The following is a 15646-nucleotide window of genomic DNA, read 5'->3' on the forward strand; positions in this document are numbered from 1 at the left end:
AAGCTGTCAGCCCTTGACCGCACCGGAGGTGAGGCCCTTGATCATGTGTCGTTGCAGCAGAAGGAAAATCACCAGGATCGGTAGCATCGTCAGCACCGTTCCTGCCATGACCGGACCCCAGTTGGTAAGTCCGTCGTTGTTCTGCAGTTGGGTCAATCCGATCGGCAGCGGCGCTACCGAGGAATCGTCGGACATGAGGAACGGCCACAGGTACTCGTTCCATTCGTTGACCACCGTGATGATGCCGAACGCCACCATCGTGGGTCCGGAAACGGGGAGCACCACGCGCCAGAGCAACCGCCAGTGGCCGGCTCCGTCCATCCGCGCCGCCTCGACGATCTCCGAAGGGATCGAGAGGAAGTCGTTGCGCATGAGGAACGTACCGAAGGCTACACCCGCGAGCGGAACTATGATGCCCTGGAACGTGTTACGCCAGCCCCACTCTGCCACGAGCGCGTAATTCGAGATCACGGTGATCTGGTTCGGAACCATCAATGCGGCGATGATTCCGAGAAAGACAAAGTTCTTCCCCGGGAAGCGCAGGAAAACAAGCCCATAGGCGCTGAGAGTCCCCAGAACGAACTTCGCCGCCGACAGAATCGTCGTGATCACTATCGAGTTCCGCAAGAACATCCAGAACGGGACCGATGTGGTTGCTTCCGAATAGTTTTCGGGATGCAGCGACGACGGCCACCACGTTGCCGGCTGCGTGTAGATCTCCGGGCGCTCCTTGAACGAGGTCATCACGATCCAGTAGAGCGGCAGGACGATGATGACCAACGCGATCACCATTGCCGCATAGCCGAGGATCTTCACACCGACCTCACGCCGGTCCACGTTCTTGCGGTCCGGCCCCGGCCTAACGACGGAAGTCGGAGCAGCGCTTTTCTTTTCCTCTACCGCTGTCATTTCTCTTCTCCCCGATCCATGGCACGAACCTGGTAGACGGTGATGATCAGCAGGATCAGGAACATGATGGTGGCAACCGTCGCACCGTAGCCCGCCCGGAAGTTTCGGAACGTCTCGTTGTACACCTGGTAGACCATCGTCGTCGTCCCCGTACCCAGCGGGCCACCACGGGTCATGACGTTGATGATGTCGAAGACCTGGAGCGAGTTGAGCATGACGGTGATGGAGAGGAAGAACGTCGTCGGGCGCAACTGAGGTAGGAGAACCCGGCGGAACTTGGTCCACGGCTTGGCGCCGTCGATTTCGGCAGCTTCGTTCAGCTCCTGCCGAACTCCTTGCAGTGCAGCGAGATAGATGACAAACGTGTACCCGAGGTTCTTCCACATGTATGTCACCGTCACCATGAACAGCGCCCAGTGGGGATCCTGATAGAAGTCGGGCGATTGGAGTCCGACACGGTGCAGGAGATCCTGGATCAGGCCGAAGTTGGGGTCGAAGACGAACTGAAACGCGACACCGATCGCTGCACCGGAGATCACGAACGGCGCGAAGATGGCCGACCGAACCAGGTTTCGCCCGACGAGCTTGCGATCGAGCAGCATGGCCAACGCCAAACCGATGACCATCGAACCCACCACTGTAACCAACGTGAATATCACTGTGTTGGTGACGATCTGCCAGGTGTCGCTTCGTCCGAACCACTCGCGGTAGTTGCTCAGCCCGATGAACGTCGCCTTCGGGTCCGCAATGTTCCAGTCGAAGAACGAAAGTCGGATGTTGTCCACCAGCGGGCGATAGGTGAACAAGATCAGCAACGCGAGATTGGGGCCGACCAAGAGCGCGAAGAGCGCGTAATCACGCCATGGTCTGCCCCACAGACCTGGCTTGCCTGAAGTGGGCAGCGTTCTTTCCGGACTCGATCTCACTGAGGCAGTCTGACCGCCCGCAACGAATGAATGGTGAACGTACAAGACACTCGAGCTGAACGCGACACGAAAAAGGCCCTGCGCGAATACTTCTCGCGCAGGGCCTTCCTCGTCGATGTCTAGCGGTTCCAGTCGCCCAATCCGTCGGCGCCGCTGAGGACTCCACCTGCGGTGTTCTGCACGATCACCGGGTCACCCTTGCCTGCGTTCTCGAAGAACCACTTGGCGTCCTCGGTGCTGACATTGAGGCAGCCGTGGCTGACGTTGGTGAAACCTTGTTGCGCAACCGACCACGGAGCGGCATGGACGAAGATGCCACTGTAGGAAATTCGTGTCGCGTACTCGACGTAGGTGCGGTAACCCTCGGGAGAATCGATCGGGACGCCGTACGTGGACGAATCCATGTACATGTCGCGCAACTGCTCGCCGACGATGTACGTGCCGTTCGGTGTTTCGTGACCCGGCTTGCCGAACGACGTCGGCATGGTGCGCACGACCTCACCGTTGCGGGTGACGGTGACCTGCTTGGTGTTGTCGTCCGCGACGGTGACGAGTGCGTCACCGATGTTGAACGTGGAGTGCGAATCACCGGCGTCGACGGTCACGGAGATGTTCGCCGGCCAGAACTGTGTCGGCTTCCAACGGACCTGGCTGTCGTTGATCCAGTAGAAGCTGCCCTCGACCGGCGGATCGGTGGTCACGCGAATCGCGCGTTCGGCCGTAGCACGGTCGCCGACGGCCTCGTTGAATCGAATGATGATCGGTTGCGCGATGCCGACTGTCTCACCCGCGGACGGATTGAGCGACGGAGCGGAGAAGTTGGGGACGCCGATGGGCGCCTGGATCGGCGTACCCGGGATGCCCGGAACCGGAATTGCCGGGTCGAGGTACGCAACGCCGGGAATGACGGGCAACGGAATGTCCGGTCCACCGGGGAAGAGAGGAACGGCCGCGGAAGGTCCGGCGAGAGCCAGGCCGGCAGCCACCGCTCCGACGATTGCCACGGCAACCCGTGACGTCCGACGACCCTTTTTGCTGCCCATGTCACTACCTTCGCTCGACTGACCACGTACTCACGTGGATTTTGCGCGGCCGGCATCGATACCCGCCTGGTACCGATGCCGATGCACCATTCGGACGCACCCGCTCGGAGCACACCTACACACCCGAGCACGCCGAAGAGAGCAAACCGCACATTTCCATAGTCATTAACACACAAAAGCGGCAATCGAGCAATTCGGATGTTCGCCCAAACGTTGCTATCCGTCGCTGCGGGCAGCCGCCAACATGGATTCGATGGAGATGAGTTTGGTTCGCGGTCGTCCGGTTGCGGCACCGGATGCGCGTTCTGCCTTGTCGATACGCTGCCAACCTTGATAGTCCACCTGATCCGGCGACCGGTCTGCCAACAAAACCTGCAACTTGTCGGCATCCTCGGTCGGGGCGGCGAGGCGCCCACCAGCGAAGTCGTCGAAGATCATCGACACGGTCTCGGCGGAGCAGTACTTGTTGGTGCCGATCACGCCAGTCGGTCCGCGCTTGATCCAACCCGCGACGTAGACACCCGGGATCGGCGTGCCGGTCTCGGTGTCGATTACTCTGCCGTTCTCGTTGGGGATCACGCCGCGAGCGTCGTCGAAGGGCAAGTCGGCCATCGGTGTGCCGCGGTATCCGACCGACCGAAGCACCAGTGAAGTGTCGATCGTCTCCTCGGTCTCGGTAGGCCGGGCGGAGAGCTGACCGGTCGGCGTTGCCACCAATTCGTTTTTCACCATCCGCACCTGCGAGACTGCACCGTCGCCGAGGATCTCGACGGGAGAGGTGAGGAACCGGAGAACGATCCGCTTGCGAGAAGGATCTGCGGTACGCGAAGCAAATTCCTGCGCCTGCTTGACCTTGAGCAGGACGGACGGCTCGGCGGCATCGCTTTCCACGAACGCCTGACTGGCCTCGTCGAGTTCGGCTTCGATCGGGTCGACGACTACGTCCACGTTCGCCATCTGTCCGAGCGCCAACAGTTCGGGATTGGTGTACGCGGCCTGCGCCGGCCCACGACGCCCGAGAATGACCACCTCACGAATCTTGCTGTTCCGCAGCGCTTCCAATGCGTGCTCGGCGAGGTCCGTCTTCGCAAGCTGGTCAGGGTCGGTCACCAGGATGCGTGCGACGTCGAGTGCGACGTTGCCGTTTCCGACGATCACCGCTCGCTCGCCGGACAGATCGAAAGTCCGATCGGCATATCCCGGGTGGCCGTTGTACCAGGCGACGAACTCGGTGGCGGCGTGACTTCCCGGCAGATCCTCGCCCGGGATCTCGAGCTTGCGATCCCCGGCAGCACCCACCGCGTAGATCACTGCGTGGTGATGGTCCAAGAGTTCCGAATGCGAGATGTGGGTGCCCACCTCGACGTTGAAGTGGCAGCGCACAGTCTTCTTCGCGACGACGGCGCGGAACTGATCGGTGACCCCCTTGGTTCCGGGATGGTCTGGCGCCACGCCGGCGCGCACCAAACCGTAGGGAGTGGGAAGTCGATCGAACATGTCGACCTCGACGCGAGGCTTGCCGGTCAGTTCCATCGCCGCGTAGCAGGCGGCCGGGCCGGAGCCGACGATCGCTACTTTCAGCGTTCCCAGTTCGGGATCGATCTTGGCCATCGTGATCGGCTCGGGCCAATCCGGGCCCATCGGATGCTTCTCGAAGTACGACGCGTTCATCTGCAGGTACGGCGCGTCGTCCTCGTCGAGTTCGTTGTCCGGGAAGATCGCCTCGACCGGGCATTCGTCCACACACGCACCACAATCGATGCAGGTGTCGGGATCGATGTAGAGCATTTCGGTGGTCGCGAACGGAGCTTCGTCCGGCGTCGGGTGAATGCAATTGACCGGACACACGTCAACACACGAGGCGTCGTTGCAGCACGGCTGCGTGATCACATACGCCATGACATTCCCCTATCCCTGAAACACGAAGCTCGAACTGGTTCCCAGACTATAACGTGTTCCAATTTGGCGCGAGAATCGTTTTCAGATCACCCCATTGCGCTTCAGCAGCCACACCGCCTGCACGGTGGCGTGACCTCGCCATTCCAACGCCGCGACGGGCGAATAGCTGTCGAAATCCACCGCCCAACCGCCGTCGCCATGTTGTCGCGCAGCGAGCGCAGACAGTTCGGACTCGATCACTGATGCGTCGAACAACGCGCGGGTCGGGCCGCCGGGAAGCGGTGAGAAATCGAGGGGCCGCATGAATTCGCCCTCGGCTCCCCCGTCCACGTGAACCAAGCCGTCAGCCGGGATACGCGAACCAAGAGTGCTCACCAACGACGACGCTTCGGGACTGTTCCGGTGAACCGCGTCGAGAAACTGCAAGGCAAAGGCCAGCTCGAGGGCATGGAGAGAATCCGCCCCGTCGATCGCGTCGAGGCAATATCGAACGGCAGAGGCGAACCACGGATGTTCGGCGACGGCCTCGTCGAATTCGGCAACGCGAGCCGCTGCAGCACACACGATGCTGGTGATCTGCAACGACGGCGCCAACGGATCCGCATCCACCCAGAAGGGCGCACAACCGGCCGGGTCGGCGATCGGGAAGGCGAACGGCAAACCGCCGTCTGCCAGCGAATTGGTCTGCAACCAGTCGCACAGTTCGACCGCTCTGGGCGTCGGCGTTCCGATGTCGGCAAAGGCTTCGAAGGCGTGCAGCGCGCCGCCAGGTTGGCTCGATGCCGAGCGAAGATCCGGTTCGAGTCCCCAGCCGTACCCACCGTCCGGGTTGCGATAACTGTCCACAGCCGCCAATGCCGCGGTCCGGTCACCCTGTCCGAGAATCAAATTCAGTCGATGCCGATCGAGAGTTCTGGCATGTCCCGCCATGAACCCGACGGCCGCCCTGAGATCAACACTCATGAACGACGACTCAAGATTCGTCGCCGTCGAGCCGGAAGCCTACCTTCAACGTGACCTGGAAATGCGCCACGGCGCCGTTCTCGATGTGACCGCGAGTTTCCACCACCTCGAACCATTCGAGGTTGCGCACCGTCTCGTTCGCCCGGGCGATGGCGGTGCGAATTGCCGCGTCACTGCTCTCGGTGGACGAGCCGACGATCTCGGTCACCCGGTACACGTTGCTGCTCATGGCATTCCCTTCGTGTCAGATTCGACGAACCAACTCCTGCGCCTCGGCGCCGAGCCTCGCAAGGCGAAGATCACCGAGAGCTGTCACAGCACTACCCAACCTGTTGGTGGTGAAACCGAGCGAGAGTCCGCTGGACAGGTCCGCATACGCGCCTGAACCGCCGACTCCGTAGTGGCCTATCGCATTCCGCGACTGCCGCCGCGCGGCAATGATCGGCGGGTGGTAACCGAGAGTCCAGTTGGGCCGCACCGCCAGCACGTAATCCCGATCGCGAGTCTGGATGGTCGACATCTGGTCGATGGTCGATTCCTTCAGGAACCGCTTCCCGTCGATCACGCCGCCGTTCGCGATGGCGCCGTACATCTTCGCGAGAGCACGCGCGCTGAACACTCCGTTCCAGCCCGGCATGACGGCGTCGTGGACAGCCGGGTTGCGCACCATGACGTCGAAACCGTCCGGCATCGCGGCCTCCGCGAGTCCGCGAGTCGGACCGACGTGTGAGAGCACGGTCGACGCGAAGGCCCAGTTCAAGCCGGCAGGGTTGATATGTGGGAACAGCTTCGCGATCCGTGGACGCTCGGTTTCGGGTACGCGGTACCAGAATTCGTCGACTCCGAGGGGCTTCGCTATCTCCGCTTGTACGACGTCGATGAACGGCTGACCGGACACCCTGGCCACAAGTTCGGCTACCAACCAGCCGTAGGTCACAGCGTGATAGCCGGGGCCTCGAAGCCGACGCGGATCCGGTTTCTCGGCAGCCAGGGCGGCAACGACCGCGTCGTAGTCCATCAGGTCGAGAGGATGCGGCATCAAGCCGCGAACTCGGTGAAGGCCCGCGCGATGTGACATCAGTTCACGGACGGTGATCTTGTCCTTGCCGGCCGCCGCGAATTCAGGCCAGTACCGAGCAACCGGGGCGTCGTAGTCGATCAACCCACGTTCGGCGAGTCGGTGAACGACGGTGCTGGCGACGCCTTTGCCGGTCGAGAACGACAGCGACACCGTGTCGTGGTCCCAGCGCCGATCACGATCGGCATTGCCGGCCCAGATGTCGAGCACTTTCTCACCGCCCAGGTACACGACGAGAGCGCCGCCACCTTGTTGCGGTTGGCGATACATCGCGAAGAAGCGGTCGGCCAAGGGAAGGAATCGCCGGTCCACGTACAGCTCGGTGCGCGAAGGCACCTCCACCCGGGCGAGTGAACCCCGTCGTGCACTGGGAGTCATCGCGTCCTCCGATCCCCGCTGATCAAGTTGCCCGGTCACCCGATCGGTGGCAGGAGCTTGACACCATTGTGACCACTGTCACGCAAGAGGCTCAGGGCCGGGGTGCCCTCACGGGGTGACCCACGTCGAAGTGCCGTCGCTGAAACATCCCTGACCTGTGGCGATATTGAAAACAAGGGTGGGACCACCTGAGCAGATCGCCCCGACGTCCGCGTCACCCACTGCCGCTCTGCCGCCAGGTCCGCTGAGCACGACGGCAAATGGTGAGGAGTCGGTGCGACCGAGTGCGAGCGAACCCGGGCCGTACGCGACGGCGGCAAGTAACCCACCGCGCGACTCCGCCGCAGCAACGCCGCCGAAGAGGCCGAGGCCTGCCGACCTGCCGCCGTCTCGAGAATCCGCGACGCCGACGCCGTCGCCCTCGACGTGTGAAATCGCGTAACTGGAGGCATCTGCCACCGCTCGGCATGCGGATGACCCGTCGACGATCGTCTGATCTTGCCCGCGCGCCGAACAATCCAACGTCGCGGCTGACGCTGTTCCGCTACCGAGTGACAATCCGAAGGCGGCAAGAATCACACCGCCCGCCGCTAAGCTTGCTGCTCGCATTTTCCGGCGATCCATATCCAACCCCCACAGTGCATTCGACGTGACCGTACATTCGACGTCTGATCGAATTACCCGATATGTCCGCCTCTGACGCTACCCGTCTTTGTTCTTCCGATCGCGGTCCTTGCTCGGTTGAACACGTTTGGGTTCACCGGGCATTTTGGGATAGTTCGGCGGGTACGGCAGATCGCCCAGTCCTGCCGCCAGATCCTTCTCCCACATCTCCAACAGAACATCGAGGGCAAAGGCCTTGTCGTGCATGGCTTCCATCGGATCACCACGATCGGCGAGCAAGCCGGGAACCGTGGCGATGGTGCAGTCGTCTGGATGCACGTCGCGCAGTTCGTCCCAGGTCACCGGCGTCGACACAGTTGCGATCGGCGTCTTACGAGCGGAATACGCCGCCGCGATCGTCCGGTCACGGGCATTCTGATTGAAGTCGATGAAGATCCGTTCACCCCGCTCTTCCTTCCACCACGCGGTTGTGGCGCGATCGGCACTACGACGCTCGACTTCACGAGCAAGGGCGATACCCGCGTGACGGACCTCGACAAAATCCCAGCGCGCCTCGAGCGGGATGTAGACGTGAAGGCCTCGGCCACCGGACGTCTTGGGAAATCCTTCCAATCCCAACTCAGCGAGCAGAGGGCGAAGGACCTCGTCCGCGATGGCAACGGCCTCGTCGAACCCGGTCCCCGGTTGCGGATCGAGATCGATGCGCAGTTCGTCCGGGTGGTCGGTGTCCGGGCACCGCACGGCCCAGGGATGAAACGTGACAGTCCCGAGATTGGCGGCCCACACGATGTTCGCAGCACTTCGCACTCGAAGGACGTCGGCCTTGCGACCCGACGGGAACGTGACCTCGCAGGATTCGACGTGCTCGGGCCGTTTTGCCGGCAGCCGCTTCTGGTAAACCTCTTCGCCCTCGATGCCGTCGGGGAATCGCTGAAGATGCGTGGGCCGATCTTGGAGCGCCCGCAACGCTGCACCCTGCAGCGCCACCGTTCGGTAGTACTCGACAAGATGCCGTTTGGTTCCGCCGTCCTCACCCAACTGCGGATAGTAGATCTTGTCCGGGCTCGACAATCGGACCGCGATCCCGTCGACGTCCAGTTCCTCTGCCGGGCTCGCCATCACTTACCGCCTGCAAGAACATCCGCGAAGTCGTATCGCACCGGAACCTCCAACTGATCGAATGTGCATTCGTCGGGCACCCTGTCCGGACGCCAGCGCAGGAATCGTGCAGCGTGCCGAAAGCGTTCCCCTTCCATCTGGTCGTACGCCACTTCGAGCACCCGCTCAGGACGAAGCGGAATCCAGGAGCGGTCTGCGGCCGATCTCCACCGGCTGGCCTCTCCCTCGGCTACAACGTCGTCCCCGAGGCGCAAAGGTTCGAGTTCGGCCAACAACTCGATCCGCCGCGCCGCGGTGAAAGCAGAAGCGCCACCGACCATCTTCAATTCGGAACCGTCGTACAGACCAAGAAGCATCGACCCGATACCTGGCTGACTCTTGTGGGGACGGTAGCCCAGCAGTACGACATCCGCGGTCCTGGCGTGTTTCACCTTGATCATCTCGCGCTTGTTCGGCAGGTACGGTCCCGCCAGCTTCTTGGCGACAACCCCGTCGAGACCCGCGCCTTCGAAGGTTTCGAACCAGGCCATTGCTTCGGCGCTGTCGGCCGTCGCTGCCGTGACGTGGCAACTCGGCCCGCCACCGATGCAATCGAGGAGCAGCGCACGTCGGACCCCGAAGTCCTCGATCGAGACGTCGCGATCGCCGAGCGCCAGTAAATCGAACCCGACAAATTGCGCTGGCGTCTGTTCCGACAACAATGCGACGCGGCTCGCGGCGGGATGAATCCGCTCGGAGAGCGCTTCCCAACTCAGACGCGTCACACCGTCGATCTCACGGGGAACCACCAGTTCTCCGTCCACGACACATTTTTCGGGCAATTCAGACTTGACAGCTTCCACCGCTTCGGGAAAGTACCGCGCCAGGTCCTTTCCTCCTCGCGACCCGAGCACCACTTCGTCACCGTCACGAAAGATGATTGCTCGAAATCCGTCCCATTTCGGCTCGTACGACCACGTCGGGTCACCGGACTCGGGCTGAGGCGGCACAGTGGCCGCAGCCTTCGCGAGCATCGGGGCGAGCGGCGGCATCAGGGGTAGCTCCACCTACCCATACTGACAGTCCGGTTGGCAATTCGACTACCGATGTATTGGAATAGGTCCCGAACAATCCACGAACCAACAGAATTATCCAAGAATCAACAAAGGGGTCCTTATGTCCGGAATCGTCCGGCGACTTTGCACTGCGGTGATCGCAACTTCTGCAATCGCCGCCTTCACCGTCGGTTGCGGTTCCGACATCGAGCCGAAAGCCATTGCGGAATCATCTTCCTCGGTTGCCGATTCGACCACTACCTCCGCGGCCCCGACCACCTCGAAGATCACCGGCCAGGAGGGTTCGGACGACGGCGGCGACGTCGACATCGACGTGTCGATCGGTGATTGCGTCAAGCTCGGAGGCACCACGACGGCCGCAGAAATCGACAACGCGGACTGCGGTAGCAAGGATTCCAACTACAAGGTGGTCGCCAAGGTTCCCACCTCTGATCTGTGTGCCTCCGACGTCGACTCGTACTACTACGAGACCCTCGCGGGTGACGAGCAGGGCGCTGTCTGTCTCGACGTCGACTGGGTAGTCGGCGGATGCATGGACCTCGGCAGCGGAATGGACGAGCCCGCCCGCATCGAATGCTCGGATACCAGCGGCACCAATGTAGTCGAGGTCGTCGAAATCCTGCAGAACTCCACGTCGATCGACGAATGCGGTTCGGGGGCAGACTCGGGATTCGAGCACCCGGAACGTAAGTTCACGGTCTGCGTCGCAACGCTCTGATTCGAGCGCCCTCCCGAAAAACACCTGTGCGCCTTGCCAACCGATCTCGGTTGGCAAGGCGCACAGCGCTTTCTACAGCCGGCACTTTCTACAGCCAGCCCCGACGCTTGAAGATCGTGTAGAGACTTCCACAGGTCAGGAACATCATCGAGAGCGCAAACGGATAGCCCAAGTGCCAGTGCAGTTCCGGCATGTCGTCGAAGTTCATCCCGTACACGGTTCCGATGAGCGTCGGCGCGAAGAGAATTGCCGCCCACGCCGAGACCTTCTTGATCTCCTCGTTCTGCGCGTAGCTTGCCTGCGTCAGATTGCGCATCTCCTCGTTCTGGTTCTGCGACACCAGAGTTGCGTTCACCGTGAGGATGTTTCCGAGCAACTGACGAAAGCCGTCGGCCCGCTCCACCACAGTCGTCGCATGGTCGGTGACGTCGCGCAGGTATCGCTGGAGTTCCTCGTCCGTGTGGTACTTGTCGAACCCTGCCGACAACCCACGCAGCATTCCCAGCAGCGGACGCGTCGCCCGCTGGAATTCGATCACCTCACGGGTCAGTTCGTAGATGCGACGCGAAACTCCGGGATCGCCACTGAATACTTCGGTTTCGATCTCGTCGATGTCGTTCTGCAGTCCGGCCACCACCGGGGCGTACCCGTCGACGACTGCGTCGAGAATGGCATAGAGAACGGCCTCGGTACCCAACCGCAACAGGTCAGGATCGTTCTCCATGCGAGTCCGCACCGCCGACAGATCCGGCGATTCACTGTGACGGACGGTCAGAATGAAGTTCGGACCACAGAAGATGTGCAACTCGCCGAATTCGACCCGCTCGGTCTCGTCGCGGTACCGCGCAGCACGCAGCACCACGAACAGTGTCTTGCCGTAGCGCTCGAGCTTGGGGCGCTGGTGCGCGACGATCGCATCCTCGACCGCCAGTTCGTGGAGGTCGAAATGTTGTGCAGCGGCATACAACTGGGCGTCGTCGGGCCGGTACATGCCGATCCACGCCATCGACTGCGAATCCGGAAGGCATGACAGTGCTTCCGCCAGCGTGGACGGTGACGCTATCCGCTCGCCGTCGCGGTACACGCCGCTGTTGACGACGGTCGATTCGACGGGCGCCACCGCCTCGGGCGGGGCCGCCTTGACGACGGTGCGTGCGGCACGCGAGTGTCCGGGATGTGAGTCACCGAGCCCCGCGGAACGACGCGGCAGTACCGAACGTGAACGACGAAATTCGCGCATGCTGAACAGCTTTCGAGGGAAGAGTGAACGACGACGCTTGCTTCACAGCAAAGCCGAAGCCGATGAACACACGATGAAGCTGCAGCAAAATACCGGATCAACCCGGGCGGCTACAGCTTCAGTTGGTACTCGGAGGTTGGCCACGCATTACAGCCACACCTCCTCTTCCCTGAATTCCTACGCAAGTCCGCGCACGACGCCAACATGCTACCCCGACTGTCAGAGCACGACAAACCGAACGACAAGCCGCAGGACAGCACGAACCGGTCGGAGAAAACCCGCTCGACGAATGCAGCTTTCAGTCAGTTCGCAGCGCGCAATCCGCCGATCAACAGTTCGACGATCTGGTCCGCCAACGACTCCGTCTCCGCCAACGTCTGCCCTTCACGCCTTCGGTACCAGAGGTCGATGCCGTTGAGACTGCTGAGGAGGACTTTTGCCGCCATTCGAGGTGAGCCCGCACGAATGGAACCATCCGCGACACCTTCGGTCATCACGTCGACGAACAGATTCTCGTAGTCGAGTCGCAGCGAATTCAGTTCCACGAGGACTTGCTGTTGCCTCGGCTTGAGCGCGGAGTTCATCTGACCCCGGACACCTTGGTGGATCGTGTGGTGGTACCCGAGATGTGTCATGAGATTGACCAGGTGGGCGTGCGACATCGCTTCGAGACGCGCGAGGCCGCTTTCTGCCCCGCCCATCCGAGACTCGACCTCAGCGCGGAGCAGGCTCATCCCGCGCTCGTAGATTGCCAGGTAGATGTCGAACTTGGAACGAAAGTGGTAGTAGACAAGACCTTTGGTGGCGCCGATTCGATCGGCCAGTAAATCTACAGTCGTGGCTGCGTAACCGTCTTCGGCAAAGGCGTCGGCGGCGCTGGTGATGATCGCGGATCGCACGTCCGGAAGATCACTACTCATTCGACTTCCACTCCCATTCACACTGCCCGCCGGCCCTTGACTGTTTCCACGCCATCGCATAGTAATACTGAGTAGTATCCCAGATCAGAGAGGTTTTCCAATGTCGTTGGATTTTTCCGGCAAGGTAGCGATCATCACGGGCGCAGGCGGCGGACTCGGCCGTTCACACGCATTGGCCCTCGCCGCACGCGGCGCACGCGTCGTCGTCAACGACATGGGTGGCTCGGTCAACGGCAGTGGCGGCGCTGATACCGCAGCAGCCAAAGTAGTGGCGGAAATCGTCGAGCTGGGCGGCGAGGCCATCGCGGACCACTGCGACATCACCGACGTCGACGCCGTTGCCGCCATGGTCGCGACGGCCGTGGACAAGTGGGGCCGCGTGGACATCCTGATCAACAACGCCGGAATCCTGCGCGACAAGTCGTTCATCAAGGCCGAGCTCGACGACTTCCGCAAAGTCATCGACGTGCATCTGATGGGTTCCGTCATCTGTTCCAAGGCAGTCTGGCCGCACATGGTCGAACAGAACTACGGACGCATCCTCATGACTACGTCAGCATCGGGAATTTACGGCAACTTCGGCCAGGCGAACTACGGCGCCGCGAAGTCCGGCGTCGTCGGCCTGATGAACGTTCTCGCCATCGAGGGCGAACGCAAGGGCATCCGCGTCAACTCGCTGGCCCCGACCGCCGCGACCCGCATGACCGAAGACCTCCTCGACGAGAAGACTCTCGCTCTGCTTGCACCCGAATCGATTTCACCCGGCGCACTGTTCATGGTCTCCGATGACGCACCGACGAAGACCATCCTCAGCGCCGGCGCCGGCGTCTTCGCGATCGCTCGCATGGAAGAGTCGCAGGGCGTCTACATCCCCGAAGGCGCACTCTCGCCCGAGGTCGTCGCCGAACGGTGGTCCGAGATCAGTGACATGACCGATTCCGTCCAGGTGCCCGCGGCGTTCGATCAGACCCGCCGGTTCGTCGAGAAGGCCGTGGCGGAGCAGCCCAGCAACTGAGCAGGGCAACCAGACAACTGATCGACCCCGCTCCCCCTAAGGTGTGGTGGTGACCACACCTACGGGAGTATCGATCGTCGACATCGTCGACAGACTGGGAATGACGTTCCTCAGCGGTGGCGACACCGTCGACGGCGCCCGCACTGTCAGCCGCGTGACCCTGCACGAAGGGTCCGAAGCTACCCAGGACAGTGCGGGCGCCGTCGTACTCGGCGCAGGTCTCGCAGGTTCGGCCGATATCGCAACGGCGGTAAGAGAATACGGTTCGGCAGGTGCGGTAGCGCTGATCGTCAAAGAGCCCCTGGACTTCGACGGCCTCGTCGAGAAGGCGGTGGCCGACACCGACGTCGCACTCCTCGGAATGGTCAAGGATGCAAGCTGGCTGCAAAGCGCGTCGTTGATCAACGAGATCCTCGAATCCGGCAACAACGGGGACCGCACGTCGGCCGCCGACGCCGACCTGTTCGATCTTGCCAACTCTATCGCTCAGGTATTGAACGGCCCGGTCACCATCGAGAATCAGTCGAGCCGGATCCTCGCGTTCTCGGCGGATCAAGCCTTCGGCGACGAGGCACGTAAGCAGAGTGTCCTCGGACATCAAGTGCCGCAGCACTATTCCGATCGGCTCAGGTCAATGGGGTATTTCAACAAGATCTACGGCTCTACCCTGCCGGTATTTCTACCGGGTATCGGGCCGGGCATCAGGCCCCGCGTCGGCATGCGAATACATGCGGCATCGCAGATCCTCGGTTCGATCTGGGTGATCTTGGACGAGGAGCCGAACGAATTGCAGGTCAAAACGCTCGTCGAGGCGGCGGGCGTGGCCGCGATGAGTTTACTTCGCGCCAAGCTGGCCGCCGATTCCGCACGACGACTGAGGTTGGGCGAGGTGATCACGTTACTGAGTGGCGGCACTTCAGCGAAGGAAGCGGCCGAGCGACTGGGCTACGGCCGTTCGAAGGCAAACGTGCTTGCGGCCGGCTTCCGTAGCGGCGCCGGTGCATCGTTGGAGGCCGAAGCCGACGTCGATCAACTGGCCCTGACACTCAATACCTATCTCGACCAAGTATTTCCGCTGTCGGTGGCGGCAGCGATCGGCGGCACCGTCTACGCCGTCATCCCACACACCCGGCACCAGACCGACGACGACTACGTGCGTCGGATCGCGTCGGAGTTTGCAGACCGTTCCCGTTCGGAAAAGTCGGTGGTCATCGGAATCGGTGCGACAGTGGCCTGCGTGATGACGCTGGAGAAGTCACGCGACGAAGCCGACCGAGCACTTCGCGTTCTGAGGTCGACGTGGAATTCTTCGGGCCGGACCGTCGCGCGCGCCGACGACGTGCAGATCAATTCCCTACTTCTGCGCCTCTCCGACGCCCTGGCGGACGAGAACGAGACCGCATCGGGTCCGCTCGCGGTACTGCGTGAGTACGACCGCAGTCACGACATCAACCTTGTCGACACTCTCCGTGCCTGGCTCGACACGTTCGGCGACATTCCGGCTGCTGCGTCCTTGGTTCACATCCACGTCAACACGTTCCGGTACCGCCTCAAGAAGCTTGCCGGGATTGCCGGCATCGATCTCGATGATCCGGAAACTCGATTCAGCCTGATGCTCCAGCTTCGTCTCTTCCATCCGACAATGTTGTAGCGATCTACCAAGTCTCACGAAACATTCGTAAATCCGGACGATGTTCTCGTTCTTTTGTTGGGTGAAGATTCAAGCAATCGTCTTTTGCTCCTGACCCGACAGACCTCG

General features: G+C 61.8%; 15 protein-coding genes. 3 read left to right on the plus strand and 12 right to left on the minus strand.

What is annotated here, in order from left to right; translation table 11 throughout:
• Window positions 1-6 precede the first annotated feature (6 nt).
• The 10 genes from A0W34_RS24085 to A0W34_RS24130 form a co-directional block, all read right to left on the minus strand.
• Entirely contained in the window at window positions 7-909 is a 903-nt protein-coding gene (locus tag A0W34_RS24085; RefSeq protein ID WP_081558403.1) for a carbohydrate ABC transporter permease, read from the minus strand.
• On the minus strand, window positions 906-1880 hold the full coding sequence (locus tag A0W34_RS24090) for a carbohydrate ABC transporter permease (RefSeq protein ID WP_172827032.1): 975 nt from the start codon (window positions 1878-1880) through the stop codon (window positions 906-908). The genes A0W34_RS24085 and A0W34_RS24090 overlap by 4 nt, the downstream gene beginning before the upstream one ends.
• A gap of 74 nt (window positions 1881-1954) precedes the next feature.
• Window positions 1955-2878: a L,D-transpeptidase gene (locus A0W34_RS24095; protein WP_081558404.1), complete on the minus strand. Its 924-nt coding sequence runs from the start codon at window positions 2876-2878 to the stop codon at window positions 1955-1957.
• A 216-nt stretch (window positions 2879-3094) separates the two neighbouring features.
• Window positions 3095-4777 carry an FAD-dependent oxidoreductase gene (locus tag A0W34_RS24100; protein WP_081558405.1) on the minus strand — a complete coding sequence of 561 codons (1683 nt, stop codon included), beginning with the start codon at window positions 4775-4777 and terminating at the stop codon, window positions 3095-3097.
• An 81-nt stretch (window positions 4778-4858) separates the two neighbouring features.
• Entirely contained in the window at window positions 4859-5740 is an 882-nt protein-coding gene (locus tag A0W34_RS24105; RefSeq protein WP_050654826.1) for a hypothetical protein, read from the minus strand.
• Between the two features lie 10 nt (window positions 5741-5750).
• Complete coding sequence (locus A0W34_RS24110; protein WP_003939815.1) at window positions 5751-5969, minus strand: dodecin; 219 nt, start codon at window positions 5967-5969, stop codon at window positions 5751-5753.
• A gap of 15 nt (window positions 5970-5984) precedes the next feature.
• Window positions 5985-7196 carry a serine hydrolase domain-containing protein gene (locus tag A0W34_RS24115; protein WP_081558864.1) on the minus strand — a complete coding sequence of 404 codons (1212 nt, stop codon included), beginning with the start codon at window positions 7194-7196 and terminating at the stop codon, window positions 5985-5987.
• 108 nt (window positions 7197-7304) lie between these two features.
• Window positions 7305-7820, minus strand: a complete 516-nt coding sequence (locus A0W34_RS24120; protein WP_407720053.1) for a DUF6764 family protein — start codon at window positions 7818-7820, stop codon at window positions 7305-7307.
• Window positions 7821-7898: 78 nt separating this feature from the next.
• Window positions 7899-8939, minus strand: a complete 1041-nt coding sequence (gene ligD / locus A0W34_RS24125) for a non-homologous end-joining DNA ligase (protein ID WP_003940248.1) — start codon at window positions 8937-8939, stop codon at window positions 7899-7901.
• Window positions 8939-9985: an ATP-dependent DNA ligase gene (locus tag A0W34_RS24130; RefSeq protein ID WP_003940354.1), complete on the minus strand. Its 1047-nt coding sequence runs from the start codon at window positions 9983-9985 to the stop codon at window positions 8939-8941. Before A0W34_RS24130 ends, ligD begins: the two co-directional genes overlap by 1 nt.
• A gap of 109 nt (window positions 9986-10094) precedes the next feature.
• On the opposite strand from A0W34_RS24130, the gene lppU reads away from it, so the two are divergent.
• A complete protein-coding gene (gene lppU / locus A0W34_RS24135) occupies window positions 10095-10712 on the plus strand; it encodes an LppU family putative lipoprotein (protein WP_007731384.1) in 618 nt (205 codons plus the stop codon).
• Window positions 10713-10800: 88 nt separating this feature from the next.
• Here lppU and A0W34_RS24140 read toward each other — a convergent pair whose 3' ends face one another.
• The gene (locus A0W34_RS24140) at window positions 10801-11952 is read right to left on the minus strand and encodes a magnesium and cobalt transport protein CorA (RefSeq protein WP_007731382.1); all 1152 of its coding nucleotides are present in this window, start codon (window positions 11950-11952) and stop codon (window positions 10801-10803) included.
• A 302-nt stretch (window positions 11953-12254) separates the two neighbouring features.
• The gene (locus tag A0W34_RS24145; RefSeq protein ID WP_007731377.1) at window positions 12255-12872 is read right to left on the minus strand and encodes a TetR/AcrR family transcriptional regulator; all 618 of its coding nucleotides are present in this window, start codon (window positions 12870-12872) and stop codon (window positions 12255-12257) included.
• 100 nt (window positions 12873-12972) lie between these two features.
• On the opposite strand from A0W34_RS24145, the gene A0W34_RS24150 reads away from it, so the two are divergent.
• The gene (locus A0W34_RS24150) at window positions 12973-13887 is read left to right on the plus strand and encodes an SDR family NAD(P)-dependent oxidoreductase (protein WP_007731375.1); all 915 of its coding nucleotides are present in this window, start codon (window positions 12973-12975) and stop codon (window positions 13885-13887) included.
• Window positions 13888-13936: 49 nt separating this feature from the next.
• On the plus strand, window positions 13937-15538 hold the full coding sequence (locus A0W34_RS24155) for a PucR family transcriptional regulator (RefSeq protein ID WP_081558865.1): 1602 nt from the start codon (window positions 13937-13939) through the stop codon (window positions 15536-15538).
• Window positions 15539-15646 lie beyond the last annotated feature (108 nt).

This window comes from Rhodococcus sp. BH4 (assembly GCF_002079265.1).
GTDB classification, from domain to species: domain Bacteria; phylum Actinomycetota; class Actinomycetes; order Mycobacteriales; family Mycobacteriaceae; genus Rhodococcus_F; species Rhodococcus_F qingshengii.

Coding starts and splice junctions, on each gene's coding strand:
- A0W34_RS24085 (WP_081558403.1), bottom strand. CDS start 909: ATGACAGCGGTAGAGGAAAAGAAAAGCGCTGCTCCGACTTCCGTCGTT.
- A0W34_RS24095 (WP_081558404.1), bottom strand. CDS start 2,878: ATGGGCAGCAAAAAGGGTCGTCGGACGTCACGGGTTGCCGTGGCAATC.
- A0W34_RS24100 (WP_081558405.1), bottom strand. CDS start 4,777: ATGGCGTATGTGATCACGCAGCCGTGCTGCAACGACGCCTCGTGTGTT.
- A0W34_RS24105 (WP_050654826.1), bottom strand. CDS start 5,740: ATGAGTGTTGATCTCAGGGCGGCCGTCGGGTTCATGGCGGGACATGCC.
- A0W34_RS24110 (WP_003939815.1), bottom strand. CDS start 5,969: ATGAGCAGCAACGTGTACCGGGTGACCGAGATCGTCGGCTCGTCCACC.
- A0W34_RS24115 (WP_081558864.1), bottom strand. CDS start 7,196: ATGACTCCCAGTGCACGACGGGGTTCACTCGCCCGGGTGGAGGTGCCT.
- A0W34_RS24120 (WP_407720053.1), bottom strand. CDS start 7,820: ATGGATCGCCGGAAAATGCGAGCAGCAAGCTTAGCGGCGGGCGGTGTG.
- ligD (WP_003940248.1), bottom strand. CDS start 8,939: ATGGCGAGCCCGGCAGAGGAACTGGACGTCGACGGGATCGCGGTCCGA.
- lppU (WP_007731384.1), top strand. CDS start 10,095: ATGTCCGGAATCGTCCGGCGACTTTGCACTGCGGTGATCGCAACTTCT.
- A0W34_RS24140 (WP_007731382.1), bottom strand. CDS start 11,952: ATGCGCGAATTTCGTCGTTCACGTTCGGTACTGCCGCGTCGTTCCGCG.
- A0W34_RS24145 (WP_007731377.1), bottom strand. CDS start 12,872: ATGAGTAGTGATCTTCCGGACGTGCGATCCGCGATCATCACCAGCGCC.
- A0W34_RS24150 (WP_007731375.1), top strand. CDS start 12,973: ATGTCGTTGGATTTTTCCGGCAAGGTAGCGATCATCACGGGCGCAGGC.